A 25,373-nucleotide genomic window follows, 5' to 3' on the forward strand; every position below is an offset into this window, starting at 1 on the left:
GGTTTTTTCGTTGGTGCGACAAAAGGTCAAATTGAGGCTTGCTATTATTTGAATAAGAATTATTCTCATCACACGAAAGCATTTTCAGGAGATGGGCAAATGACTTATTTGATCGACGCATGGCTGGATCGCCCGCATCCCTACCTGCGCATCCTCAATCGCGAAACGGGCGAGGTCTGTGCGGTCCTGGAGGAAGAAGCCATCGACGAATTGCGCGACCAGGGCGACCTCGACCTCGTCAGCCTCAACTCGAACGAGCCCAGCGTCTTGAAGGAACTGGTTCGGGGACTCTTCCTGTTCTGCTACGCCCGTGCCTTGCGCCCTCAGGGAGAGGCCTACTGACAGCGGAACGAAAACCGGCGCAGGAGGCGCCGGCGACAGAGGCGTGACGCCACAAGACGTCACGTCGACGCCCAGGGCACTCAGGAAGAGTGGCCTGGGCGTCGGGTACGGCATACCTCAGAGGATTTCCAGCAGCTCGACGTCGAACACCAGCACGCTGTGCGGCGGGATGCTGCCGGTCGCCTGGCCGCCGTAGGCCAGTTCGCTCGGCACGTGCAGACGCCACTTGCTGCCGGTGCCCATCAGTTGCAGGGCCTCGACCCAACCGGCAATCACGCCGCCCACCGGGAACTCGGCCGGCTGGCCGCGCTGGTAGGAGCTGTCGAACACGCTGCCGTCGATCAGGGTGCCGTGGTAGTGGGTACGAACCTGATCTTCGCGGGACGGCTTCGGGCCATCGCCAGCGACCAGCACTTCGTATTGCAGGCCAGATGGCAGCTCGGTCACACCTTCGCGCTTAGCATTCTCGACCAGGTATTCACGCCCGGCAGCAGCGGCCGCTTCGGCTTTGGCTGCGGCTTCGGCCTGCATCACTTCGCGGATGGCACGGAAGGCGTTGTTGAGATCATCCGGCGAAACACGGCTTTCCTGATTGGCGAAGGCATCGCGCAGGCCGACGACAATCGCTTCGAGACTGACGCCTGGCGGTGGATTGTCACGCAGTTGGTCGCCCAGTTGGCGGCCGATGCCATAGCTCACGCGGGTTTCATTGGTAGACAGATCGATGTCGGACATGGCCGGACTCCAGGGGCGGTCGAAAAGGCCGGCAAGCCTAGCACAAGCGGCCAGTGCCAATGCGCAGGCGGAAAAAAGCCCAGCGCAAGCCGGGCTTCAGGAACAATTACACGATCAGTGATCGTGCTTGGTCATCTTGTCCAGGTAACCCATGGCGAATGCGGAAACCACGAACGTCATGTGGATAATCACGTACCACATCAGCTTGTCGTTCTCGATCTTCTGCGCATCCATGAACATGCGTAGCAGGTGGATGGACGAGATCGCCACGATGGAAGCCGCGACCTTCATCTTCAGCGAACCGGAGTCCATCTTGCCCAGCCAATCGAGTTTTTCCTTGTTTTCGTCGATATCGAGCTGGGACACGAAGTTCTCGTAGCCCGAGAACATCACCATCACCAGCAGGCCGCCAACCAGCGCCATGTCGATCAACGACAGCAGAACCAGGATCAGCTCGGCCTCGGTCTTGACGAATACCGCCGGCAAGATGTGGAAGATTTCCTGGAAGAACTTCAGCGACAGAGCCAGCAAGGCCAGGGACAGGCCGAAATAGACCGGGGCAAGCAGCCAGCGCGATGCGTACATCGCATTTTCAATAAAGCGTTCCATGAGTTCTCGCAGGAAAGGAGGGGAAAAACGCCCGCGAGTATACTCAGCCGTCATAACGGAACAAGGTGTTCGAGGTTACCGCGCTTTACCCCCAGAAGCTGTGGATAACATTGTTGGTAATCTCGGGATCGATGGCCACGTATCATGCGCTACCTAGGCTCCGCGAAGCCGGCCAAAAAATGTCCAGCCGCACTCAGACGCCGACCAGGCGCGTTCGTTTACCCGCATTGAGGCGGCGTAGCTCGGCGTGCAAGTGCAGGTCCCAGATCAGCGGTTCCTCGCTCGCCTGATAGCCTTGCTGCACCAGGCACTCGGCAATCGATTGAAGAATCGACTCGGCAACGAAAGGCCCGTGGAATGGGCCTTGCGCACGGATCTCCGAAGGTTGTGAACCAGACATTCCAGCTGCGCAGAGCAACGTCCACAAACCGCGCCCGCCAGCGAGCGGACGGATCTGGCATTCGATACGCGTGGTCAGGCCAAGGAAATGGCGGATAAGACAGAGACTGCGCGACATGATGGCGCCCCCCTCGAATGGCTGATGTCAGCCTACACCCCACCAGACCACGAAGAAACGGCAAAGTTATCCCGATTTTCTGTGGATAACTCTGTGAGCGAAGCGGGGGCAGATGGCTGGCGGCGATGAGCCACGGGATCGCAGGCGGACTGCTCAAGGGATGAGCGAGCCGCGACCGGCCCCGTGCGCCGCAAGCTTCGAGTCGCGTTGACTTGAAGCTCGCGGCAGATCCCGCCGCTGGCACCGCCTATCCGGCGCTCGGATCTTGCGGCTTTTCCTCTGAAGCCTCTTGCATACCCATTTCAGCGATACCGCGTAGACGCTCGACGACGCGGGCGTTGACACTGCCCGCCGGGAAACGCCCCTGCTCGTCCGCCGCCCCAGCCGGCTCGCCGACCAGCAGGCTCAAGGCCTCGTCGACGTGACGCACCGCGTAGACGTGGAACAACCCGGCCCTCACGGCTTGCAGAACCCGCTCGTCGAGCATCAGGTTGGCGACGTTGGAATACGGAATGATCGCGCCCTGCTCGCCCGTCAGTCCACGCGCCTCGCAGAGGCGGAAAAAGCCTTCGATCTTCTCGTTGACCCCGCCGACCGCCTGCACTTCACCGAACTGGTTGATCGAGCCGGTAATCGAAAAGCACTGTTTCAGCGGCGTGCGCGACAGTGCGGAAATCAGCGTGCAGACTTCGCCTAGCGAGGCACTGTCGCCATCCACGTAGCCGTAGGACTGCTCCAAGGCGATGCTCGCGGAAATTTCCAAGGGGAATTCCTGGGCATAGCGACTGCCCAGGAAGCCGGTGAGAATCATCACCCCCTTGGAGTGGATAGGCTGGCCCAGGTTGACCTCGCGCTCGATGTCGACGATGCCGGAACCACCCGGATAAACCGTGGCGGAAATCCGCGCCGGCACGCCGAATGCCGAATCGCCGACTTCGAGCACGGTCAGGCCGTTGCACTTGCCGATGGCAGCACCCTCGGTGTCGATCAGGATGATACCGGCGAGCATGTCATCGATGATGCGCGCCGAGACTCGTCCGGTGCGCGTGGCCTTGGCTTTCAAGGCCCGCTCGATGTGGCCGGCATCGGTCGCCCCATCGCCTGCCAGGTTACGGATGAAATCCGCCTCGCTGACCAACTGGAACAGGTCGCCGATCCGCGCCGAAAGGCGCCCCTGGTGTTCGGCCAGACGCGCGCTGTAGGTCGCCAGGCGGGCGACGGCCGACGATGTCAGCGGCGCCAGCCCTTCCTCCGACGTGCGGGTTTTCAGCAACTGGGCGAACTGCTCCAGGCTCTCCTCGGCCAGCGGGATGTCCTCGTCGAAGTCCACCAGCACGCGGAACATCTCCTGGAAGTCCGGATCGGCGTCCTGCAGGGCGTAATAAAGCTGGCGCGAGCCGATGATCACTACCTTCAACTGCAAGGGGATCGTCTGTGGCGTCAGGGTCACCGTGGCGATCCGACCGAGATCGCCCAGCGGCGACTCCATCTTCAGCTTGTGCGACTGCAGTGCGCGCTTGAGCGCCTCCCAGACGAAGGGCTCGCCAAGCATCTTCTCAGCCTCCAGCACCAAAAAGCCGCCGTTGGCCCGGTGCAGCGCACCGGGGCGTAGTTGCCGATAGCTGGTATAGAGCGCGCCCTGATCGGTGTTGTACTCGATGCGACCGAACAGGTTGTCGTAGGTCGGATGCGACTCGAACACCACCGGCGCCCCGCCATCGGTATGGTGACCGACGATCAGGCTCGGGCAGTATTGTTCTTCCAGCAGCTCACGCCGATGGGCATCGGGCTTGTCGTCGCTGAGCAGATCGAACACGGTTTTCAGCAGGTTGACCTGAACGGCCTGCAGGTAAGCGCAGACGCCAGCGTTCTCGGCGTATTTCTCCGACAGCGGCGCAAGCAGCGGCTGCAAAGCGAGGGTGATGGTTTCCTCATTGAGCTGGCGCAACTGGTTGCTCGACTCGCGCTTCCACTGCGGCAAGCCAGTCAATTCTTCGTTCAAGCGCTCTTCGAGCACCGCTATATCGGCGTGGAAGCGCTCGCGCTCGGCCTCGGGCAACTGGGCAAACTCGGCCTCGTCGAGGGCCTTGCCTTCGCTCATCGGGGTGAAGGCGATATTGCTGCTGTCGCGATACAACGCCACGCCCTTTTCCAGGGACAGGCGCTCGATCACATCCAACGCCTTGTCGTAGCGCTGGTTGAAGGCACGGTCGATGACGGCCTTCTTCTGTTGATAGGTCGGGGTCTCGAACACCGCCGGGAAGGTCGACAGCAGGTTGTCGACCAGATGATTGACGTCAGCGATGAAATCCGCCGCGGTACCAGCCGGAAGCTCGATCGAGCGAGGCTCCCGTGGCTCGTCGAAATGATTGACGTAGACCCAGTCGGACGGCGTCGCCTGGCGCTTGGCCTCGGCCTTCAGGTAGCGCTTGACGAAGGAGAAGCGGCCGGTGCCCGGCTCGCCCATGACGAACACGTTATAACCGGGCCGCGGCATGGCCACACCGAACTGCAATGCCTCGACGGCCCGCTCCTGGCCCAGCACGCCGCGGAAGGGCTCGAGATCTTCGGTGGTCTTGAACGGGAACTGCTCTGGAGCGAAGGGACGGGTCAACTCATCGGGTGCCAGGCGCAGGCCGGCAACGAGGGATTCAGGCATTGGATGTCCTTACCGCTGAATGATGGCTCATTCTGGCGCCCGCTCGACGGGCATGGCAAGGAACTCAGAGCAGCCGCAAGCTACAAGTTAAAAGCGCTTCAGGGCATTCCAGGCTCTTAACTTGCAGCTTGACGCTTGACGCTTGGGGACTTCTTGTCAGACCACGCCCTGCGCCAGCATGGCGTCGGCGACCTTGACGAAGCCGGCTATGTTCGCGCCCTTGACGTAGTTGACCGTGCCGTCCGCTTCCTCGCCGTAGGACACGCAGGCGTTGTGGATCGACTGCATGATGCCGTGCAGCTTGGTGTCCACTTCACCGGCCGTCCAATGCAGGCGCATGGCGTTCTGGCTCATTTCCAGGCCGCTGGTGGCCACGCCGCCAGCGTTGGACGCCTTGCCCGGTGCGTAGAAGATACCCGCCTCGATGAACAGGTCCACGGCGTCCAGGGTCGACGGCATGTTGGCGCCTTCGGCAACGCAGATGCAGCCGTTGCGCAGCAGCACGCGGGCATCCTCGGCATCCAGTTCGTTCTGGGTCGCGCACGGCAGGGCAATGTCGCACGCCAGGCCCCAGGGCCGCTGGCCGGGGAGGAAATGCAGGTCGAAGGCATGGGCCATTTCTTCGAGACGACCGCGCCGCACGTTCTTCAGGTCCATCAGGTATTGCCACTGCTCTTCGCTCATGCCCTGCGGCATGTGCAGGGTGCCGGCGGAATCGGAGACCGAGATGACCCTGCCGCCCAGCTCCATGACTTTCTGCGCGGCGTATTGGGCGACGTTGCCCGAGCCGGAAATGGTCACGTTGCGACCGTCAAAAGACTGCTCCTTGCGTTTGAGCATCTCCTGGGCGAAGTAGACACAGCCGTAACCGGTCGCCTCCGGGCGGATCAGGCTGCCGCCATAGGCCAGGCCCTTGCCGGTCAGGACCGAGGAGAACTCGTTGGCCAGGCGCTTGTACTGGCCGAACAGGTAGCCGATTTCACGCCCGCCCACGCCGATGTCACCGGCCGGCACGTCGAGATCAGCACCAACGTGGCGGTACAGCTCGCTCATGAACGACTGGCAGAAGCGCATCACTTCGGCATCGCTCTTGCCCTTCGGATCGAAGTCGGACCCGCCCTTGCCACCGCCCATCGGCAGCGAGGTCAGGGAATTCTTGAACACCTGCTCGAAGGCCAGGAACTTGAGCACGCTGAGGTTCACCGACGGGTGGAAACGCAGGCCGCCCTTGTATGGGCCGATGGCACTGCTCATCTGCACGCGGAAACCACGGTTGACCTGTACGCGGCCGGCATCGTCGACCCACGGCACGCGGAACAGGATCGCCCGTTCAGGCTCGACCATACGCTCGACGATGCCCGCTTCCATGTAGTGCGGATTGGCTTCGAGAAACGGCCACAGGGAGCGCAGGACCTCTTCCACCGCCTGATGGAATTCGGGCTGGTTCGGGTCGCGCTGCTTCAGGCGGTCGAGAAAGTTATCTACGGAATGCGTCATGGCGGAGTCCCTGAAACCAATGGTGTTGAAGTTGTTAGGCGGCAGACTCTACCAAGAATGAATTGCACTTAAAAAGTGCAAAATGACGCTTTTTTGAATCTTTTTGGCGCTCAAAATATAAAACACCCGCTGAAACACGGATAAATCGAGCGAATTTCGCACCAAAACAAGACTATTGATGCGCGAAAATCGGGCGCTAATTTACTGCTGGTTTACCGCCAACCCAGGTCGAACCGGGCCGGGTATTCACGCAATCTGCCACCTCGCAGGCCTGCCGGCTGACACCGTCCAACCATTCATCGACAGGCTTTTAACGAATTACCGACATCGGCGGTCTGAAACTACAAGGACCTTTCAAGTAGTAGGGATCGTCATGCGCCTGTGGGTATTGCTGCTGGCAGCGAGTATCTTGGCTGGCTGCCAATCCAACCACGAGTACCTGCTAAGCCAGGGCTACCCACCGGCTTTCGCCGATGGTTTCGATGCCGGGTGCAGCAGCGGACGCAATGCGGCTGGGGCGATCAGCGATGGCTTCCAGAAGGACGTGCCGCGCTATCTCAAGGACAAGACCTACGCCAAGGGCTGGGACGATGGTTTCCGCCAATGCCAGGCCAAGGCCGACCGCGAGGAGCGCCGCGCCTATTTCGAGCACGTCGGGCAGAAACGCGCGGACCGCGACCGCGCCTGGGAACGCGAGAAAAACCGTGCGCTGAGCCGTTCCCTGCGCGGTCGCTGACCGGCACGCTTACGGGTTATCCTCGCACCTCAATTCTTGCACGGATGCCCGTCGTGACCATTCCCGCCCAAGAGCCGAAAGGCCCTCTGCCCTTTTCTACCTGGCTGCCACTGATCGCGGGTGGCGTCTATGGCCTGGTCCTGCGCCTGCTGTTCTCCGGGATGATCATCGGCGGAGAACAGATGCCAACGGTGATGGCCGCAGCCTTCGTCTATGCCGTGCCCTTCGCGGTCGGTGCGATCACCATCTACCTGGCCGAACGCGTCACGCGCAGGTCCTGGGTCTTCTACGTCTTCGTCCCCTGGCTGGCGGTGGCACTGTTCGTCGGCGGCACCGCCGTGGCCTTGATCGAGGGGCTGATCTGCATTGCCATGGCGCTGCCGCTGTTCTGCCTGCTGGGTTCGGCCGGCGGCTTGCTGATGGGGCTGATCTGTCGCCTGCGCAAGCGCCCGGTGCGTACCTTGCAGAGCATTGCCCTGCTGCCATTGCTGATGGCCGCGGGCGAGCACTTGATTCCCAGCCGGAACGACATTGACCAGGTCCAGCGCAGCGTGCATATCGCCGCCGCGCCGGCCGATGTCTGGAAGCTGATTCTCAATCCGCGCGACATGCGCCCGGAAGAACTGCAAGGCGGCCTGGCCTATCGCATCGGCGTGCCCTACCCGGTGCAGGCGATAACCGAGCGCGCCGAAGTCGGTGCCGTGCGCAAGTCGTTCTGGCAGAAAGGCGTGCAGTTCGATGAGCGCATCAGTGCCATCGAGCCAGAACGGTTCATCGCCTGGACCTACCAGTTCACCCCCGAATCGTTCCCGGCCGGCAGCATGGACGAGCATGTGGTGATCGGCGGCCAGTACTTCGACCTGCTCGACACCCGTTACACGCTGACCCCGGAAAACGGCGGCACCCGCCTGGACCTCGACGTGCGTTTCCGCGCCACCACCAAGTTCAACTGGTATGCCGTGCCCCTGGCCAACTACATGCTGAATGACACCGCAGGCGTACTGCTGAACTTCTATCGGCAGCGCGCCGAGCACGTAGCGACGCGCCGATAATTGCCGCGCAGGCGGCCTGCATAGCTGTTCAGCCGTGGCCCTTTCGGATAAAAGTCTGCGCTAGGCGAACCGGTGCCGCCAAACTGGCCTATCCCCGGCAAGGAGCGAAAACAGCTCCCGCCCGTATCGTGTTGTTCTGTTTTGTCTGCCCCATCCATCTGTGTAGGCATGGCTTCCAAATGATAGAACCGGAACGGATAGTGGCGTTGTCACACGACGTCGAAGTACTGGCGGGGCGCGGTATCAACGACATTCAGAAGATCACCCAGCAGACCCGCCTGCTGGCGATCAACGCCTTGATCGAGGCGGCGCATGCGGGCGAGTCGGGACGCGGCTTCGCGGTCGTGGCCGAGGAAGTCAAGGCCATCTCCGAGCGTATCACCGGCATCGCCGCGAGCCTCACCCGCGACCTGCAGAGTGCCGTCAGCGAGCTTTCCGAACTCGGCCGCGGCATGTGCTTCGATGTCCGTGGCCAGCGCCTGGCCGACCTTGCGCTGAACATGATCGAGATCATCGACCGCAACCTCTACGAACGCTCCTGCGACGTACGCTGGTGGGCAACGGACGCCTCCCTGGTCGAAGCGCTGAGCCTGCGCACAGCCGCAGCATGCGCCCATGCGAGCCAGCGCCTGGGCGTGATCCTGAACGCCTATACGGTCTATCTCGACATCTGGCTCACCGACACCGAAGGCACGATCATCGCCTCGGGGCGCCCGGACACCTACCGCCAGGTGCAGGGCGCGGATGTCTCGCAGGCCGACTGGTTCCAGGCGGCCATGCGCCATCGCGACGGAGATCAGTACCATGCCGGAGCGGTCCAGCAGCAAGCGCTGCTGGAGAATGCCCGTAGCTGCATTTTCAGCGCTGCCGTGTTCGGTGGCGCGCAGGGGCGCGAACGTATCGGCACGATAGGTATCCTGTTCGACTGGCAGAACCAGGCGCGTTCCGTCATCGACGGTGTCCGCTTGAGCGACGAAGAGCGCGCCCGCAGCCAACTGATGCTGGTGGATGCCCAGCACCGCCTCATCGCCAGCTCGGATCCGAAAGCGCAACTGGGCACGCCGATCGCCTTGCAACTTCGCCAGGATCAGAAGACGGGCTACCGTTCGCTGAACGCCCACACCATTCAGGCCTATTCCTTGACGCCCGGCTTCGAAACCTACGCCGGCCTAGGCTGGTATGGCGTGATCGAGCAGCGCTTGCCAGGCCAGGAGTCCAGGTCGCCGGCCAGGTGACTGGCTCCTCCGCTTTGCGGGCCAAATGCTAACGGAGCCAGAGCTCCGTTTTTTCACTGCGGCATTTACTGCGCCAGTTTCTTGTGCCGTACGCGATGCGGCTGGGCGGCGGCATCGCCGAGGCGTTTCTTGCGGTCGGCCTCGTACTCGGTGTAGTTGCCTTCGAAGAAGATCACACCGTCGTCCTCGTAGGACAGGATGTGGGTCGCCACGCGGTCCAGGAACCAGCGATCGTGGGAAATCACGATGGCGGCGCCAGGGAAGTCCAGCAGCGCGTCTTCCAGCGAGCGCAGGGTTTCCACGTCGAGGTCGTTGGACGGTTCGTCGAGCAGCAGGACGTTGGCGCCTTCCTTCAGGGTCAGGGCCAGGTGCAGACGGCCACGCTCACCACCGGAGAGGTCCTTGACGAACTTCTGCTGGTCGGCGCCCTTGAAGTTGAAGCGGCCGACGTAGCCACGCGACGGTACCTCGTAGTTGCCGATTCTGATCTGGTCGAGCCCGTCGGACACCGCTTCCCAGACGGTCTTGCTGCCGTCCAGGTCGTCGCGGCTCTGGTCGACGCAGGCCAGTTGCACGGTCTCGCCGATCTCGATGCTGCCGGAGTCCGGGGTTTCCTTGCCCATCAGCATGCGGAACAGGGTCGACTTACCGGCGCCGTTACCGCCGATCACGCCGACGATGGCGCCCTTCGGTACGCTGAACGACAGGTCTTCGACCAGCACGCGGTCGCCGTAGCCCTTGGTCACGTTCTTGAACTCGATGACCTTGTCGCCCAGGCGTGGGCCGGCCGGGATGTAGATTTCGTTGGTCTCGGCGCGCTTCTGGAATTCCTGCGACTGCATCTCTTCGAAGCGCTGCAAGCGGGCCTTGGACTTCGACTGGCGGGCCTTGGCGCCTTTGCGCACCCACTCCAGCTCTTCCTTCATGGCCTTTTCGTGGGCCGACTGCTGCTTGGATTCCTGGGCCAGGCGCTCGGACTTCGCCTCCAGCCAGCCGGAATAGTTACCCTCATACGGGATGCCCGCGCCACGGTCGAGTTCGAGAATCCAGCCGGCGACGTTGTCGAGGAAGTACCGGTCGTGGGTGATCGCCACCACGGTGCCGGGGAAGTCGTGGAGGAAACGTTCCAGCCAGGCCACGGAGTCGGCGTCCAGGTGGTTGGTCGGCTCGTCGAGCAGGAGCATGTCGGGCGCCGACAGCAGCAGGCGGCACAGGGCCACGCGGCGCTTCTCGCCACCGGACAGGTGCTCGACCTTGGCGTCCCAGGCTGGCAGGCGCAGGGCATCGGCGGCGACTTCCAACTGGCGTTCGAGATTGTGACCATCGCTGGCCTGCAGGATCGCTTCGAGCTTGGCCTGCTCGGCGGCCAGCTTGTCGAAGTCGGCATCCGGCTCGGCATAGGCGGCGTAGACCTCGTCCAGGCGCGCCTGGGCATCCTTGATCCCGCTCACCGCTTCCTCGACCACTTCGCGCACGGTCTTCTGCGGATCGAGCTGCGGCTCCTGGGGCAGGTAGCCGACGTTGATGTCGGGCATCGGCCGGGCTTCGCCATCGAACTCTTTGTCGACACCGGCCATGATCCGCAGCAGGGTGGATTTACCCGCGCCGTTCAGGCCAAGCACACCGATCTTGGCGCCGGGGAAGAACGACAGGGAGATGTTCTTGAGGATTTCACGCTTCGGCGGAACGACCTTGCTCAGCCGGTGCATGGTGAAGACGTATTGAGCCAAAATCCTGACCTCGTTGGAAAAGGTGAAAACACTGAATCCAGCCATTGGCGGCGCTGGGGGCCAACTCATGGAGTCCGTGCGACGACGTCGGCGAGCGACGGGCGGACCAGGGCGAGCAGCGGCCAAGGAGACGCAGTTTACGCGTTGTGAGGCCGCCCCTGAACCCACCGATGGTAAAAGCGGAGAATTCAGTTGCGACGCGGGGTGCGAAGCGTAGCAGAGCGCTCCGCGCAAATGATCGATAGCCAACGGCGCCCGATAGGCCGATGCTGCCTGTACGTTTCCATCGAAAGCAGCCCATGTCCACCATCGAACCGTTGTTGCTATCCACCGCTCGCGTCTGCACTTTCGACGGCAGTCAGCCGCTGACCAACGCCAGCGGCTTTTTCTTCGCCCGTGACCAGCGCCTGTTCCTGGTGACCAGCCGCCACGTGATGATCGATGAACCGAGCCAGCATTTTCCCGACCGGGTGGAAATAGAACTGCACACCGACCTGAACAACCTGGCCGAATCCATCGGTTTCTCGATTCCCCTGTACCGCAACGGCAAGAGCCTGTGGCGCCGGGCTACCGACAGCGCTGGCGAGGTCGATGTGGCGGCGATCGAGATCGACCGCGATGCGCTCCCCGCGACCACGCTCTTCCAGCCTTTCACCCCGGACCACCTGTACCTGCCGCCCGGCGGCGTGGAGGTCGGCACCTCGCTGCTGGTGGTCGGTTTCCCCCTGGGTTTCCACGACAACCTGCACCACATGCCGGTGGTGCGCCAGGCGGTGGTGGCGTCGTCTTTCGGCCTGCGCTTCCAGGGCGAGGGCTACTTTCTCACCGACGCCCGCACCCACCGTGGCACCAGCGGCGCGCCGGTGGTGATGCGTGCACCCGGCAGCCAGGCAGCCCTGCCCTGGGTGCTGCTCGGCGTGCATTCGGCACGGCTCGACCTGGGCACCCGCGACCTGGAGCTGGACGAAGCCCTGGGCCTGAACTGCACCTGGTACGCCGACATCCTGCTGGCCCTGACCGAAAGCTGATCCAATCGACCCGCCCCGGTCATGCCGAAAAAGAATGATATTCAGAGGAAACGTCGCTTTTCCCTGAATGACCGGCGAGGCAAGAATGCAGGCTGATCATGTCTGCGGCCTCTGCCGCTGGGAACAAGAGGTCGGGATGGTTCAACTCGCTGAAACATGTCTATGGGAACAGGTCGCGCCCACGCGCCTTGCCTGCATCGCCCTCAACGACGCGCACACGGCTGACGTGTGCATCGTTGGCGCGGGTATCACCGGTCTGTCAGCCGCCCTGCACCTGCTGGAGCAAGGCCGTTCGGTCATTGTCGTGGAGGCCAGGACAATCGGCACCGGCGGCTCGGGACGCAACGTCGGCCTGGTCAACGCCGGCAGTTGGATCCAGCCGGACGAAGCCGAGCAAACCCTTGGCCCCGGTATAGGCGAGCGTTTCAACCAGGTCATGGGAGAGGCGCCTGCCGCCGTGTTCGACCTGATCAAGCGCCATGACATCGACTGCCAGGCCCGCCACGTCGGCACCCTGCACATGGCGCACAACGCCAAGGGCGGCGCGGACATCCAGGCCCGCCACGATCAATGGAAGCGCCGGGGCGCCGATGTCGAACTGCTGACCGGTGCCAGGTGCCGCGAATACTGCGGCACCGAGCAGATCGAAAGCGCCCTGCTCGACCGCCGCGCCGGCACCATCAACCCGATGGGTTACGTGCAGGGCCTCGCCGAAGCGGTGACGAAGCTCGGCGGACACATCTTCCAGTCATCGCCGGTCGACGCACTTCAACGCAACGGTGCCGGCTGGGAGGTGGTGACGCCGGCCGGCTCGGTCAGCGCCGCCAAGGTGGTGATTTCCACCGGCGCCTACACCGAAGGCGAATGGGCGGGGATCAAACAGAACTTCTTCAAGGGCTACTACTACAACGTCGCCTCGGTGCCGCTGGACTCTGCCGCCGCCGACGATGTGCTCAAGCATGGCCAGGGCTCATGGGACACGCGCCTGGTGCTGAGCAGCATCCGCCGCGACGAGCAGGGCCGATTGATCCTCGGCAGCATGGGCAAGATGGACAACAAGCCGGCCTGGTTCGTGCGCAGTTGGGCGGACCGCATCCAGCGTCATTATTTTCCACAGCTCGGCAAGGTCGAGTGGCAGATGCACTGGACCGGCTGCATCGACTTCACCCCGGACCACCTGATCAAGCTGTTCGAACCGGCCCCCGGTATCGTCGCCGCCAACGGCTACAACGGGCGTGGCAACACCACCGGGACCGTGGTCGGCCGCGCCTTCGCCGACTACCTGATCAAGGATGAGCGCGGCACCCTGCCGGTGCCGTTCGCGCCGGTCAGCCAGTTGAAAAGCGCGGGAGTACGGGCACTGGCTTACGAGGCTGGGTTCAATCTGTATCACGCCGGGCAATGCTTGCGCGTGGTGCTCTGAAAGCCAGCTCCAGGTCGAGCGGCAGCATCCTTTTCTTGGCCCTGTCGCCCGATACCTCTCCAGTCGTCATTCCCGCGCAGGCGGGGCAGCAGCTACATCGCTGGACAGCGCTTGCGCTGGCCCGAAGGGGAATAATCATCTGGACTCCCGCCTGCGCGGGAGCGACGGCTAAATGGCTTGGCAATGCCTGAAGCGCCCCTAATCAGGAGCGCGCCATGCCCGCGATACGTAACTTATATGAGCCCACCGACACCCAACGCTTCGCTGCACGCCTGTAATGAACGGCGCTGAGTCTCGGCATAGAGAGTCAGCTCATCGATAGTCGAGCGGCCGAGAGCACTCTCGAATTCGCGCTGATTCGAACTGCCCGCATAGTGACTCTGAGCATCATCCCCCAGGTTGGACTGGAAGATCCCCGCCGCGCTGACCGGCAGGAAATCTTCGTAGACCAGCGGCTCGTAGCGGATCAGCCGGCGATCCAGCAGGCTTTGCAGATCAGTTTTCACACCTGCGGCCGCGCGCTCGTCAGCCACGAAATAACGGAAGAACGCCAGTTCTTCACGACGTAATGTTTCCAGTTCGTCAGGAAACGCTACGAACACCCGTTCGAGAATGTCCTGGTAACGCAGAGCGTTTGCTTCGTTGGGAAACTCACCCAGTTCGGCGCGGGCCGTGTTCAACAACTGGTCATACAGCGCACGCCCTTTCGGCGTCAGCGCCACGCCACGTTGTTCGATCTCGCCGAAACGCGCCGAGTGGCTGCCATACTCACCGGCCGCCTGGCCGACGAAGGTGATGCGCTCGTCCAGCGCCTTGAAGCTGGTCTGGCGCAGCAGGATCGGATGCTTGCGGCGCGGCGGGCCTTCGACCACCGCCTTGGGCGTGATGCCCTTGAGCGGCATGCCACTTTGCACACTGTCGATATCCAGGGTTCGCGGGGTCAGGTGGTTGATGTGCGGCCCCCTGAACGCCACCACATCGGCCACCAGGCGATGCTGGCCAAGCAGTTGCTTGTAGGTGTCCAGGCTGACGGTCGCCGAGCTGTGCCAACGGAAGGTTTCCAGGGCCTCGCGCACGAACACATCGGCATCCGCCTGGCTCAAGCCACCGTCGCGCTCACTGCGTTCGATCAACGCCAGTACGCCCGGGGTGAAGATGTTGCGCGCCGCCAACACCTCGCGGGCACGCTCGCGCAGTTGCGGGTCGTCGATCAGCTCCAGGCGCAGCAACGAGGTGAACACGCGAAACGGGCTGACCTGCAACGATGTTTCATGCACCGCGCGAAATGCCGTGGAGTGTACCGGCACGCCGGCCGGAGTCAGGTCGTAGTAGCCGACCGGCTGCATGCCCATCACCGCGAACAGGCGGCCGAGGGTCGCCAGTTCCTCGGCGCTGCCGACCCGGATGGCGCCGTGGCGCTCCATGTCCAGGCGTTCGAGTTCGCCGGTCTGGAGCAGGCTGGCAGCCACTTCGGGCGACTGCCGCATGACCTGCCGATTGACCTCGGCGACCAGTTCCATGAGCGTGCCGTACAGCGGCACCTCGGTCTTGTACATGTCCGACATCGCGCGGGAAAAGCGGGCACGGATTTCGTCGCGGTTGACGAAGGCGGGCGCGTTCATTGCGTTCAAATCTCCACATCGGTTTTGTTTGATCCGCCACAGTGCTGGCGGTAGATCACGGGCTTATGCGAGCGTGGCCAGGCAGCGTTCGAGGATGTCGAAGCCCTCGTTGAGAACCGTGGGCTCGATGGTCAGCGGCGGCAGCAGGCGCACGATGTTGCGCGCCTTGCCGCTGGGCATCAGCAACAGGCCGGCATCACGGGCACGCTCCAGCAATTGCGCCAGTTGCGCAGAGGCCGGCTTGCCATCTGGCGTACGCAATTCGATGCCACGCATGGCACCAACGCCGGTCAAGCGCCCGAGAAACGGCGTGAGGCCATTGGCCTGCCAGGCGGCATGACGCGCGCTCACGGTGCTTTCCAGCAACTCGCCCCAGGTCGCCAGGTTGGCGTCGCTCATCGCCTCCAGGCTGGCGAGACCGGCGGCGCAGGCCAGCGGATTGCCCGAATACGTGCCGCCCAACGCGCCCTTGGGCAAGGCATCGAGCAGTTCGCGGCGGCCGACCACCGCACCCAGCGGCAAGCCGCCAGCGATGCTCTTGCCGAGCAACAGCAGGTCCGGCTCGATGCCCAGGCGGGTGAAGGCAAAACGCTGGCCGGTGCGACCGAAACCGGACTGGATTTCATCGATGACCAGCACGATCCCGTGCTCGTCGCAGAAGCGCCGCAGCGCCTGGGCGAAGGCAGGCTCCAGGGCCAGGAAACCACCCTCGCCCTGCACCGGCTCGACGATGACGCAAGCCACTTCGGCGACATCGATTTCCACCGCGAACAAACGCTCCAGCGCCTGCAAGCCCTGCTCGACGCTGACGCCGGTATCTCGGCTCGGATACGGCAGGTGATAGACCGGCCCCGGCAGCACACCGACGCCCTGCTTGTAGGGCGCGACCTTGCCGTTGAGATTGAGGGTCGCCAGGGTGCGGCCATGGAAACCGCCGTCGAAGGCCACCACCGCCGTGCGCCGGGTCGCGCCACGGGCGATTTTCAGCGCGTTCTCCGCCGCTTCCGCGCCGCTGTTGGTGAGCATGCCGCTGACCGGCCAAGGCACCGGAATGAAGTCCGTCAGGCTCTCCATGAAATGCAGATAAGGGCCGTGGGGAATCGCGTTGAATGCGTAGTGAGTCAGTCGCGTGGCCTGCTCCTGGATCGCCGCCACCACCTGCGGATGGCAGTGCCCGAGGTTGAGCACGCCGATGCCACCCACGAAGTCGATGTAGCGCCTGCCATTCACATCCCAGACCTCGGCATTGCGGCCATGGGACAGTTGCAGCGGATGGACGAAGGAAATCGAGCGACTGATGCTGGCCTGGCTCATGCGTCATCCTCGCGGAAGAACGCAGCGCCATCTGCGGAAAAAGTCATGGAGCGGCCTTATCGAGACAGGGAAATGTCGCGCTATCTAATAAGGGAAGCGCCGCCGCTCACAAACGAAATAATCTCTCGCCATCATTCCTTAATTTCAGGAACCCGCTGCAATACCCACTGCACGAAGGCCTTGATCTTCGGCACCTCGGCGGCATGTTCCGGGTAGGCGATGAAGTGTGCGCCGGAGCTGGGCAGGCGGAAATCCCAGGCGATCACCAGCTTGCCGTCCTCCAGTTCCTCGTCCACCAGATAACGCGGCACCAGGGCGATACCGCATCCTGCACGAGCGGCACGGATGCACATGTAGAAGGTGTCGAAGCGCGGGCCGTGGTAGCTGTTCTGCGATTGCAGGTCCTGGGCCTGGAACCACTCATGCCAGGCCTCCGGGCGCGAGGTGCATTGCAGCAGGACGAAACCGGACAGCGCGGCGGCGCTGCGAACCCTGCGTCCAACCAGCAGCTCCGGCGTACACACCGGCACCACCTCTTCGCCGAACAGCGCCAGGCAGGTCGCCCCCGGCCAGGTGCCCTGGCCATAGAAGAACGCCACGTCGGCCTTGGCCCGCAGCAGGTCGAAGGGTTCCAGTTCGCTGCTGATATCCAGGTGGATATTCGGGTGCTGGCGGCCGAACCCCATCAGGTTGGGAATCAGCCAGCGCGCGCCGAAGGTCGGCTGGGTGGCGACGCGCAACACCTCGGTCTCGCCGCCATAGCTGAGGATGTAGCGGCTGGAGATATCGACCTGGTTGAGGATCTTGTTCACCTCTTCCAGGTACAGCGCGCCAGCCGGTGTCAGGTGCAGGCGCCGGCGAATTCGTTCGAACAGGTGGTGGCAGAGCATTTCCTCCAACTGCGCCACCTGCTTGCTGACCGCACTCTGGGTCAGATGCAGCTCTTCGGCGGCACGGGTGAAGCTGAGGTGACGGGCCGCGGCTTCGAAGCATTGCAGCGCGGTCATCGAGGGCATCAGACGCTTGGACATTCACCTTGACCTATCGGGCAGGAAGCGCAAGTTCATTCCCGGAAGGAATCATGTGCTTCTAAATCGTCGTTTGTTCGAGTGAGCAGGCGAGATTAATACTGACCCGAATCAATGATTTCAACCGAAACCTCGAATAGGAACGCAGATGGTTAGCGACCTGCTGAAAAGCCTGGGTGTAGCGCCCGAGGCAGTGACCCACGGGGACTTCCCCATCCATACCCCGATCGACGGCAGCCAGATCGCCACAGTGACCTTGCAGGGCAAGGAAACGACCAGCGCAAGCATCGCCGCCGCCCATGCCGCCTTCCTCGAATGGCGCACGGTGCCGGCCCCGCGCCGTGGCGAGCTGGTACGCCTGTTCGGCGAAGTGCTGCGCCAGCACAAGGCCGCCCTGGGCCAACTGGTCTCCATCGAAGCCGGCAAGATCACCCAGGAAGGCCTGGGCGAAGTGCAAGAGATGATCGACATCTGCGACTTCGCCGTCGGCCTGTCGCGCCAGCTCTACGGCCTGACCATCGCCTCCGAGCGCCCTGGCCACCACATGCGCGAGACCTGGCATCCGCTGGGCGTGGTCGGCGTGATCAGCGCGTTCAACTTTCCGGTCGCGGTCTGGGCCTGGAACACCACCCTGGCCCTGGTCTGCGGCAACGCCGTGGTGTGGAAGCCGTCGGAAAAAACGCCGCTGACCGCCCTGGCCTGCCAGGCGCTGTTCGACAAGGCCCTGAAAGATTTCGGCCAGGCACCCGCCGGTCTCAGCCAACTGGTGGTCGGCGGCCGCGAAGCCGGCGAAGCGCTGGTCGACGACCCGCGCGTGGCGCTGGTCAGCGCCACTGGCAGCACGCGCATGGGTCGCGAGGTCGGGCCGCGCGTGGCTGCCCGTTTCGGCCGCAGCATCCTTGAACTGGGCGGCAACAACGCGATGATCCTCACGCCCAGCGCCGATCTCGACCTGGCCGTGCGCGGCATCCTGTTCAGCGCCGTCGGCACTGCCGGCCAGCGCTGCACCACCCTGCGCCGCCTGATCGTGCATCGCTCGGTGAAGGACGAAGTGGTGAGCCGTCTCAAGTCGGCCTACGCCAAGGTGCGCATCGGCGACCCACGGGAGAACAACCTGGTCGGCCCGCTGATGGACAAGGCGGCATTCGCCGCCATGCAGGACGCCATCGCCAAGGCCCGCGACGAGGGCGGCCAGGTGTTCGGCGGCGAACGCCAGTTGCAGGAGCGCTATCCGAATGCCTACTACGTGTCGCCCGCCATCGTCGAGATGCCCGGCCAGACCGAGGTGGTGCGCCACGAAACCTTCGCGCCGATCCTTTATGTGATCGCCTATGACCAATTCGACGAGGCCCTGCGCCTGAACAACGACGTGCCGCAAGGCCTGTCGTCGTGCATCTTCACCACCGACCTGCGCGAGGCAGAAGCCTTCCAGGGCGCGGCCGGCAGCGACTGTGGCATTGCCAACGTCAACATCGGCACCAGCGGCGCGGAAATCGGCGGTGCCTTCGGTGGCGAGAAGGAAACCGGCGGTGGCCGTGAATCCGGCTCCGATGCCTGGAAGGGCTACATGCGCCGGCAGACCAACACCATCAACTATTCACGCGAACTGCCGCTGGCCCAGGGCATCGTCTTCGACTGACCGGCAGCACACCTTGCGCACCAGCGTGCGCAAGGTGTCCCTGGTACAACCTGCCGGCAACCTTGCCCGGCGCTTACAACAACAAGATTCACCCCGCACCACTCTCCCGCTGCCACTCGAAAACAATCAAAGGAAAGCAAGATGGCTCGCACCGACTCCAACGCCCAACCACCCCCTCGAACGCCCACGCCCGACCTGGCGCGCTAGCCCAGGCACACACCGGGAAACGCTTGTCGGCAGGTGTGCCGACCGTTGATGCCTGAACGATAAGAATCGTTCACAGGCCATTTGCCGTACCGATTCGAGGGTACTTCCATGACCGAATCCGAGAAGCGACTGCGCTCGCTCAAACACGGCCTGACCTCCCGTCAGGTCTCGATGATCTCCATCGCCGGCATCATCGGCGCCGGCCTGTTCATCGGCTCGTCCAACGCCATCGCCAAGGCCGGCCCGGCCATTCTCATCTCCTATGCGCTCACCGGCCTGCTGGTGTTGCTGGTGATGCGCATGCTCGGCGAAATGGCCATCGCCGAACCCAACAGCGGTTCGTTCTCCACCTACGCCGGACGCGCCATCGGCCCCTGGGCCGGCTTCACCATCGGCTGGTTGTACTGGTGGTTCTGGGTGCTGATCATTCCGGTGGAAGCGATTGCCGGCGCCGACATCCTGCACACCTGGATTCCCGCCGTGCCGTCCTGGCTGTTCGCCTTCCTGATCATGCTCGTGCTGTCGTGCACCAACCTGATCAGCGTGAAGAACTTCGGCGCCTTCGAATACTGGTTCGCCCTGGTCAAGGTCATCGCCATCCTCGCCTTCATCGCCGTGTGCGTGCTCGGCGTCAGTGGTTATTGGCCGCTGGCCGAGGTGTCCGGCGTCGGCCACCTGGCGAGCAACGGCGGCTTCATGCCCAACGGCTTCGGTGCCGTGCTCGGCGGTGTACTGGTGACCATCTTCTCGTTCTTCGGCGCGGAGATCGTCACCATCGCCGCCGACGAGACCGCCAACCCGAAAGCCAAGATTCGCCAGGCCACCAACCTGGTGGTGTTGCGCATCGCGCTCTTCTATCTCTTGTCGATCTTCTTCATCGTCTCGCTGGTGGCCTGGAACGACCCGCGCCTGACCGAAGTCGGCTCGTTCCAGCGCACCCTGGAAATCCTCAACGTGCCGGGTGCCAAGCTGATGGTCGATATCGTGGTGCTGGTGGCGGTGACCAGTTGCATGAACTCGGGCCTGTACACCGCGTCGCGCATGCTCTATTCGCTGGGCAGCCGTGGCGAAGCCCATCCATCGACCCGGCGCGTCTCAGGCAATGGCGTACCGACCGTCGCCGTGCTGCTGTCGACCCTGGCCGGCTTCGTCGGCTGCTTCATCAACTACGCGGCGCCCGGCAAGGTGTTCGGCTTCCTGCTCTCGACCACCGGCGCCATCGCCCTGCTGGTGTACCTGGTGATCGCCGTGTCGCAACTGCGCATGCGCGGCATCCTCGAACGCGAGGGGCATGTCTTCGAGCTGAAGATGTGGTTGTTCCCCTGGCTGACCTGGCTGGTGATCGGCATGATCAGCGCGGTGCTGGGCTATATGCTGCTGAGCGACAGCTACCGCTACGAAACCCTGCTCACCGCCGGCGTGGCCGGGGCCATGCTGCTGGTCGGGCTGTGGCGCAACAAAGCGAGCGGCCATCTGTACGCCGCGACGGACGGGAACCAACCCGCGCGATAAACAGCCCGGGAAACTGAAGGCTGACGAGAGCCCCGCAGCACCTGTCGTCCAGCCTCCAGTCGTCCCGCGTTTCACTCGCTACACGACAGACAGTAATGGCACTTTGACTCGCATCCGGGCATGCTAGGCGGTTGTGATTGCCTGGCCTACAGTTTCCAGGGCCGGCAGCAGTATCAGGAAACGTCGCGTGTCCATACCTCGCCAATCTCGCCCCGCACAACTGCCAGGCGACCCATTCGCACGGGCCTCCAATGGCCCGCTCAAGGCTGTGCTTGGCCTGCTGGTCGCGCTGATGCTTGGCCTGTTGCTCTGGCAACTGCGCCTCGATGCACTGCAACTGGCAAACGACCAGCGCGTCAACGCGGTCGCCCATGGCAATCAGTTGGCCGCGCAACTGGACCTGATCCTGCGCATGAAAGCCGATGCCGGCGAGGTCTTCCTGCGCACCCACGCCGCGCAAGCGCCGGACAGGCAACGACAAAACCTGTTGCTCGGGCAGTTGCGCGGCATCTATCCGGCCCTGCACAGCCTGGCCTGGTTCGACCGGAACGGCCAGGTTGTCGCGGACAGCGCGCCGGGAAGCGATACCCAGTTGCTGGCACAGCTGACCAACGAACGCGAAGCGCCCTATCACTACCGCTATGACTATGACGAACGGGACAACGGCCTGGTCTATCTGTTGTTGCGCCGCAGTGACGGCGAAGGTGGCTGGGTCCTGCGCTTTCCCGTGCATACATTGCGCAGTTGGCTGCCAGCCAGCGCTCCCCACCTGCCCTGGCTACTGGAAGACAAACACAGCGGCCAGGTATTCCTGCGTCAACCGGAACAACGCCCCGGCATGGCGGACTCATTCGCGCCGGACGAAGAAACCCTGAGCCAACCGCTGCATGGCAGCGACTGGCGCCTGCACGCCTTGTATGACGCTCAGGCGGCACGCCAAGGCATGCAGCCCGAACAGGCGGGCAAGATGCTCCTGTTCATCCTGTGTGCGGTCGTGGCCCTGACGATCCTGTTCATCCTGCTGCGCGACCATCGCCAGTTGAAGGCCGCTCACGCCAGTTCGCGACGCTCGCTGGAGAATGCCATCGGCGCGCTCGGCGTGATTGACGAGCGGGTGCTGGTCACTCAGGCCGACGGCCAGCTCAGCTATGTCAATCCACGTGCCGAGCAGATGTTCGGCCTGGCCAGTACCGATATCGGCACATTGCACATCCTCAGCCTGCTGCCTGCCCTCGGCCCCTGGGTGCGCGATCCCGGCTACGCGCGGTTCGAGCCCATCGAGATCCTCCAGCACGGCCGCAAACGCCTGTACACCGTCAACAGCCATGACCCGGACAGTTCCAGCAAGCTGGACGGCCGGGTCTGGGTGTTGCGTGACGTCACCGAGGAACAACATGCCCTGCGCGTGCTACAGGACACCCGCAGGCGTTACCAGGACATTTTCGAAGGCGGCGGCGTGGCGCTCTGCGTGTTCGACCTCAGCGAGCTGAGTGACTTTCTCCGGCAACGCGGCCTGAACGATGGCGAACAGTTGCCAGGCTGGCTCGAAGGCAGCCCGCACCATGCCATCGACCTGCTGCGCAGCATCCTCCTGACCGAAGCCAACCAGTTGGCCCTGGACCTGTTCGACAGCCAGACCCTCGAGCAACTCTGGCAGCGCCTGATCGGCGATGCCAGCCTGACACCCGGCGAACTGGCGCACGAGCTGGCCAGCGCCCTGCTCGACGGCAAGCCGAACGTGCAGTTGGAAACCCGTATCAGGACTGCCAAGGACGGCGAACGCTATCTGTGGCTGAGCATGCAACTGCCCGGCTACGCCGACGCCCTGCAGGCCGTCACCCTGAGCCTGCAGGATGCCACCAGCCGTAAACGCATCGAACTCTCGCTGGCCGAGCGCGAGCGCTTCTGGTCCGATGTGCTGCGCGCCGTGCCCGATACCCTGTACGTCCACGACCTGACCAACGACACCCTGCTGTTCAGCAACAACCGCCTGGGCCAGGGCCTCGGCTACAGCCGCGAGGAGTTGCGCGAGATCGGCGAGCGCTTGTGGGAAAAGCTGATGCACCCGGACGACATCGAACAGTACCTGCGCATCCGCAACGTGCATAAGGCCATCAATGATCAGCAGGCCATCAACAGCCAGGTGCGCCTGCGTCACCGCAACGGCGACTGGCACTGGTTCGACGTGCGTGAACACGCCTTCGCCCGCGACGAGCAGGGCCGCGTCACCCACCTGATCGGCGTGGCCAAGGACATCACCACGGAGATTCTCACCCAGGCCAGCATGAGCGACAGCGAACGCCGCTATCGCCTGCTGGCCGAGAGCATCAGTGACTTGATCATCTCTTCCGACAGTGAACTCAAGCTCAATTACGTCAGCCCATCGGCAGAGGCCTTCATCGGCTACAACGCCGAGTGGATCATGAACAACGGCCTGCTCAACACCGTGACCAATCCACAGCAACTGGCCGACCTGTATCTCCTGCTGGTGGAAATCCGCAAGGCGCTGGGCAACGCGCAACAGCTCGCCGCGTTGCAGAGCAGCCTGTCGAGCAAGCCCTTCATCGTCGACTGCCTGCGCATCGACGGGCGCAAGATCACCGTGGAAATCCGCGTCACCCTGATCTGGGATGAACTGGGGCATTTCGAAGGTTTGCTCGGCATTGGCCGCGACATCAGCCAGCAGCGCCGCGCCGAACGCGAACTGCGCATGGCCGCGACGGTGTTCGAACACTCCACCGCGGCGATCCTGGTCACCGACCCGGCCGGCTACATCGTGCAGAGCAACAAGACCTTCGAGCGCATCACCGGCTACAGCGCCAGTGAAGTCCTCGACCGCCAGCCCAGCGAGCTCACCGCCGAGCCCAAGCCGAGCGGACAGACCGGCTTCATCCTCAACCAGTTGAACAAGCACGGCCTGTGGGAAGGCGAACTGTGGCTGCGGCGCAAGAACGGCGAAAACTATCCAGCCTGGGTCGGTATCACCGCCGAGCATGACAGCGATGGCGACCTGGTCAGTTATGTGTGCTTCTTCAACGACATCAGCGAGCGCAAGGCCAGCGAGCAGCGCATCCACCGCCTGGCCTATTACGATGCCCTGACCCAGTTGCCCAACCGCACCCTGTTCCAGGACCGCTTGCACACGGCCCTGCAACGTGCCGAACGGCACGACGAGTGGGTGGTGCTGATGTTCCTCGACCTCGACCGCTTCAAGCCGATCAACGACTCCCTCGGCCACGCCGCCGGCGACCGCATGCTCAAGGACGTAGCCGTGCGCCTGGCCGCCTGTGTCGACGACGAAGACACCGTGGCGCGCATGGGCGGCGACGAATTCACCCTGCTGCTCAGCCCCCGGGAAAGCCGCGAAGCGGCACTGGGCAAAGCCATTCGCGTCGCCGAGCAGATTCTCACGCGCCTGTCCCAGCCCTTCGTCCTGCAAGGCCGTGAATTCTTCGTCACCGCCAGCATCGGCATCGCCCTCAGCCCGCAGGATGGCAACGAGGCCAGCCAGTTGATGAAAAACGCCGATACGGCGATGTACCACGCCAAGGAGCGCGGCAAGAACAACTTCCAGTTCTACCAGGCGGACATGAACGCCACCGCCCTGCAGCGCCTGGAGCTGGAAAGCGACCTGCGCCACGCCCTGGAGCAGGACCAGTTCCTGCTCTACTACCAGCCGCAGCTCAACAGCGACGGCACGCGCCTGGCCGGGGTCGAGGCGTTGCTGCGCTGGCAGCATCCGCGTCGCGGTCTGGTGGCGCCAGGCGAGTTCATTCCGGTCCTGGAGGAACTGGGCCTGGTGGTCAAGGTCGGCGACTGGGTGATCGCCGAGGCCTGCCGGCAGATGCGTGATTGGCAGGACATGCGTATCGACGTGCCGAAGGTCTCGGTCAACATATCCGCCCGCCAGTTCGTCGACGGCCAACTGGGCAAGCGTATTTCCAGCATCCTGCGCGAATACGGCGTCCAGCCCCGCCGCCTGGAGCTGGAGTTGACCGAGAGCATCCTGATGCGCGACGTCGGCGAGACCATGCAGACGCTGGTGGGTTTGAAGCAGCTTGGCCTGTCGGTGGCAGTGGATGACTTCGGCACCGGTTACTCCTCGCTCAACTACCTCAAGCAGTTCCCCATCGACGTCTTGAAGATCGACCGCAGCTTCGTCGATGGCCTGCCCGGCGGCGAGCAGGACGCGCAGATCGCCCGCGCGATCATCGCCATGGCCCACAGCCTCAACCTGGCGGTGATCGCCGAGGGCGTCGAGCGTCATGACCAGTTCGATTTCCTGCGCGAACACGGCTGCGACGAAGTCCAGGGCTACCTGTTCGGCGCGCCCATGCCGGCCGGCCAGCTCGAGGCGCTGCTGGAAGACAAGGGGCTGGCCAAGGCCTGAGGCTGGACGATAGGCAGTTTTTCGGGTGGGGCGGCAGCTTTGAGGCAGGGACGGACGTTCGTGTGATGACCATTATTACGCGGTGTGTTTAGCCGTCA

General features: G+C 63.4%; 18 protein-coding genes. 9 read left to right on the forward strand and 9 right to left on the reverse strand.

Annotation, left to right across the window (positions count from 1 at the left end; genetic code table 11):
• Positions 1-99: 99 nt before the first annotated feature.
• Positions 100-342 carry a PA4570 family protein gene (locus ACSZPK_RS12705; RefSeq protein WP_437881828.1) on the forward strand — a complete coding sequence of 81 codons (243 nt, stop codon included), beginning with the start codon at positions 100-102 and terminating at the stop codon, positions 340-342.
• Between the two features lie 117 nt (positions 343-459).
• Here ACSZPK_RS12705 and ACSZPK_RS12710 read toward each other — a convergent pair whose 3' ends face one another.
• From ACSZPK_RS12710 to gdhA, 5 genes are all read right to left on the reverse strand, one after another.
• Positions 460-1,077 carry an FKBP-type peptidyl-prolyl cis-trans isomerase gene (locus ACSZPK_RS12710; protein ID WP_437881829.1) on the reverse strand — a complete coding sequence of 206 codons (618 nt, stop codon included), beginning with the start codon at positions 1,075-1,077 and terminating at the stop codon, positions 460-462.
• A 114-nt stretch (positions 1,078-1,191) separates the two neighbouring features.
• Positions 1,192-1,686 (reverse strand): TIGR00645 family protein, encoded by a 495-nt coding sequence (locus ACSZPK_RS12715; RefSeq protein ID WP_437881830.1) that lies wholly within the window; start codon positions 1,684-1,686, stop codon positions 1,192-1,194.
• A gap of 193 nt (positions 1,687-1,879) precedes the next feature.
• Positions 1,880-2,203 carry a hypothetical protein gene (locus tag ACSZPK_RS12720; RefSeq protein ID WP_437881831.1) on the reverse strand — a complete coding sequence of 108 codons (324 nt, stop codon included), beginning with the start codon at positions 2,201-2,203 and terminating at the stop codon, positions 1,880-1,882.
• 247 nt (positions 2,204-2,450) lie between these two features.
• Positions 2,451-4,862, reverse strand: coding sequence for a Lon protease family protein (locus ACSZPK_RS12725; protein ID WP_437881832.1), 2,412 nt, complete (start codon positions 4,860-4,862; stop codon positions 2,451-2,453).
• A 156-nt stretch (positions 4,863-5,018) separates the two neighbouring features.
• Positions 5,019-6,359, reverse strand: a complete 1,341-nt coding sequence (gene gdhA, locus ACSZPK_RS12730) for an NADP-specific glutamate dehydrogenase (protein ID WP_437881833.1) — start codon at positions 6,357-6,359, stop codon at positions 5,019-5,021.
• 373 nt (positions 6,360-6,732) lie between these two features.
• On the opposite strand from gdhA, the gene ACSZPK_RS12735 reads away from it, so the two are divergent.
• The 3 genes from ACSZPK_RS12735 (at position 6,733) to ACSZPK_RS12745 (ending at position 9,382) form a co-directional block, all read left to right on the forward strand.
• The gene (locus tag ACSZPK_RS12735) at positions 6,733-7,095 is read left to right on the forward strand and encodes a hypothetical protein (protein ID WP_437881834.1); all 363 of its coding nucleotides are present in this window, start codon (positions 6,733-6,735) and stop codon (positions 7,093-7,095) included.
• A gap of 53 nt (positions 7,096-7,148) precedes the next feature.
• The gene (locus ACSZPK_RS12740; RefSeq protein WP_437881835.1) at positions 7,149-8,147 is read left to right on the forward strand and encodes an SRPBCC family protein; all 999 of its coding nucleotides are present in this window, start codon (positions 7,149-7,151) and stop codon (positions 8,145-8,147) included.
• Between the two features lie 200 nt (positions 8,148-8,347).
• A complete protein-coding gene (locus tag ACSZPK_RS12745; RefSeq protein ID WP_437881836.1) occupies positions 8,348-9,382 on the forward strand; it encodes a methyl-accepting chemotaxis protein in 1,035 nt (344 codons plus the stop codon).
• Positions 9,383-9,447: 65 nt separating this feature from the next.
• Here ACSZPK_RS12745 and ettA read toward each other — a convergent pair whose 3' ends face one another.
• A complete protein-coding gene (gene ettA, locus ACSZPK_RS12750) occupies positions 9,448-11,112 on the reverse strand; it encodes an energy-dependent translational throttle protein EttA (protein ID WP_437881837.1) in 1,665 nt (554 codons plus the stop codon).
• Between the two features lie 299 nt (positions 11,113-11,411).
• On the opposite strand from ettA, the gene ACSZPK_RS12755 reads away from it, so the two are divergent.
• Together ACSZPK_RS12755 and amaA are read left to right on the forward strand one after the other, a co-directional pair.
• On the forward strand, positions 11,412-12,140 hold the full coding sequence (locus ACSZPK_RS12755) for a S1 family peptidase (RefSeq protein ID WP_437881838.1): 729 nt from the start codon (positions 11,412-11,414) through the stop codon (positions 12,138-12,140).
• A 136-nt stretch (positions 12,141-12,276) separates the two neighbouring features.
• On the forward strand, positions 12,277-13,563 hold the full coding sequence (amaA, locus tag ACSZPK_RS12760; protein WP_437881839.1) for an L-pipecolate oxidase: 1,287 nt from the start codon (positions 12,277-12,279) through the stop codon (positions 13,561-13,563).
• A 233-nt stretch (positions 13,564-13,796) separates the two neighbouring features.
• Here amaA and hglS read toward each other — a convergent pair whose 3' ends face one another.
• The 3 genes from hglS to gcvA form a co-directional block, all read right to left on the reverse strand.
• Positions 13,797-15,185, reverse strand: coding sequence for a 2-oxoadipate dioxygenase/decarboxylase HglS (gene hglS, locus ACSZPK_RS12765; RefSeq protein WP_437881840.1), 1,389 nt, complete (start codon positions 15,183-15,185; stop codon positions 13,797-13,799).
• Positions 15,186-15,248: 63 nt separating this feature from the next.
• Positions 15,249-16,499, reverse strand: a complete 1,251-nt coding sequence (locus tag ACSZPK_RS12770) for a 2-aminoadipate transaminase (protein ID WP_437881841.1) — start codon at positions 16,497-16,499, stop codon at positions 15,249-15,251.
• 131 nt (positions 16,500-16,630) lie between these two features.
• A complete protein-coding gene (gene gcvA, locus ACSZPK_RS12775) occupies positions 16,631-17,530 on the reverse strand; it encodes a transcriptional regulator GcvA (protein WP_437881842.1) in 900 nt (299 codons plus the stop codon).
• 145 nt (positions 17,531-17,675) lie between these two features.
• Here gcvA and amaB point away from each other — a divergent pair, with 145 nt between their 5' ends.
• The 3 genes from amaB (at position 17,676) to ACSZPK_RS12790 (ending at position 25,275) form a co-directional block, all read left to right on the forward strand.
• Positions 17,676-19,166, forward strand: coding sequence for an L-piperidine-6-carboxylate dehydrogenase (amaB, locus tag ACSZPK_RS12780; protein ID WP_437881843.1), 1,491 nt, complete (start codon positions 17,676-17,678; stop codon positions 19,164-19,166).
• A gap of 315 nt (positions 19,167-19,481) precedes the next feature.
• Positions 19,482-20,885: an amino acid permease gene (locus tag ACSZPK_RS12785; RefSeq protein WP_437881844.1), complete on the forward strand. Its 1,404-nt coding sequence runs from the start codon at positions 19,482-19,484 to the stop codon at positions 20,883-20,885.
• A gap of 292 nt (positions 20,886-21,177) precedes the next feature.
• The gene (locus ACSZPK_RS12790) at positions 21,178-25,275 is read left to right on the forward strand and encodes an EAL domain-containing protein (RefSeq protein ID WP_437882011.1); all 4,098 of its coding nucleotides are present in this window, start codon (positions 21,178-21,180) and stop codon (positions 25,273-25,275) included.
• Positions 25,276-25,373: the final 98 nt, after the last annotated feature.

This window comes from Pseudomonas sp. LRF_L74, assembly GCF_965644255.1.
Lineage (GTDB): Bacteria > Pseudomonadota > Gammaproteobacteria > Pseudomonadales > Pseudomonadaceae > Aquipseudomonas.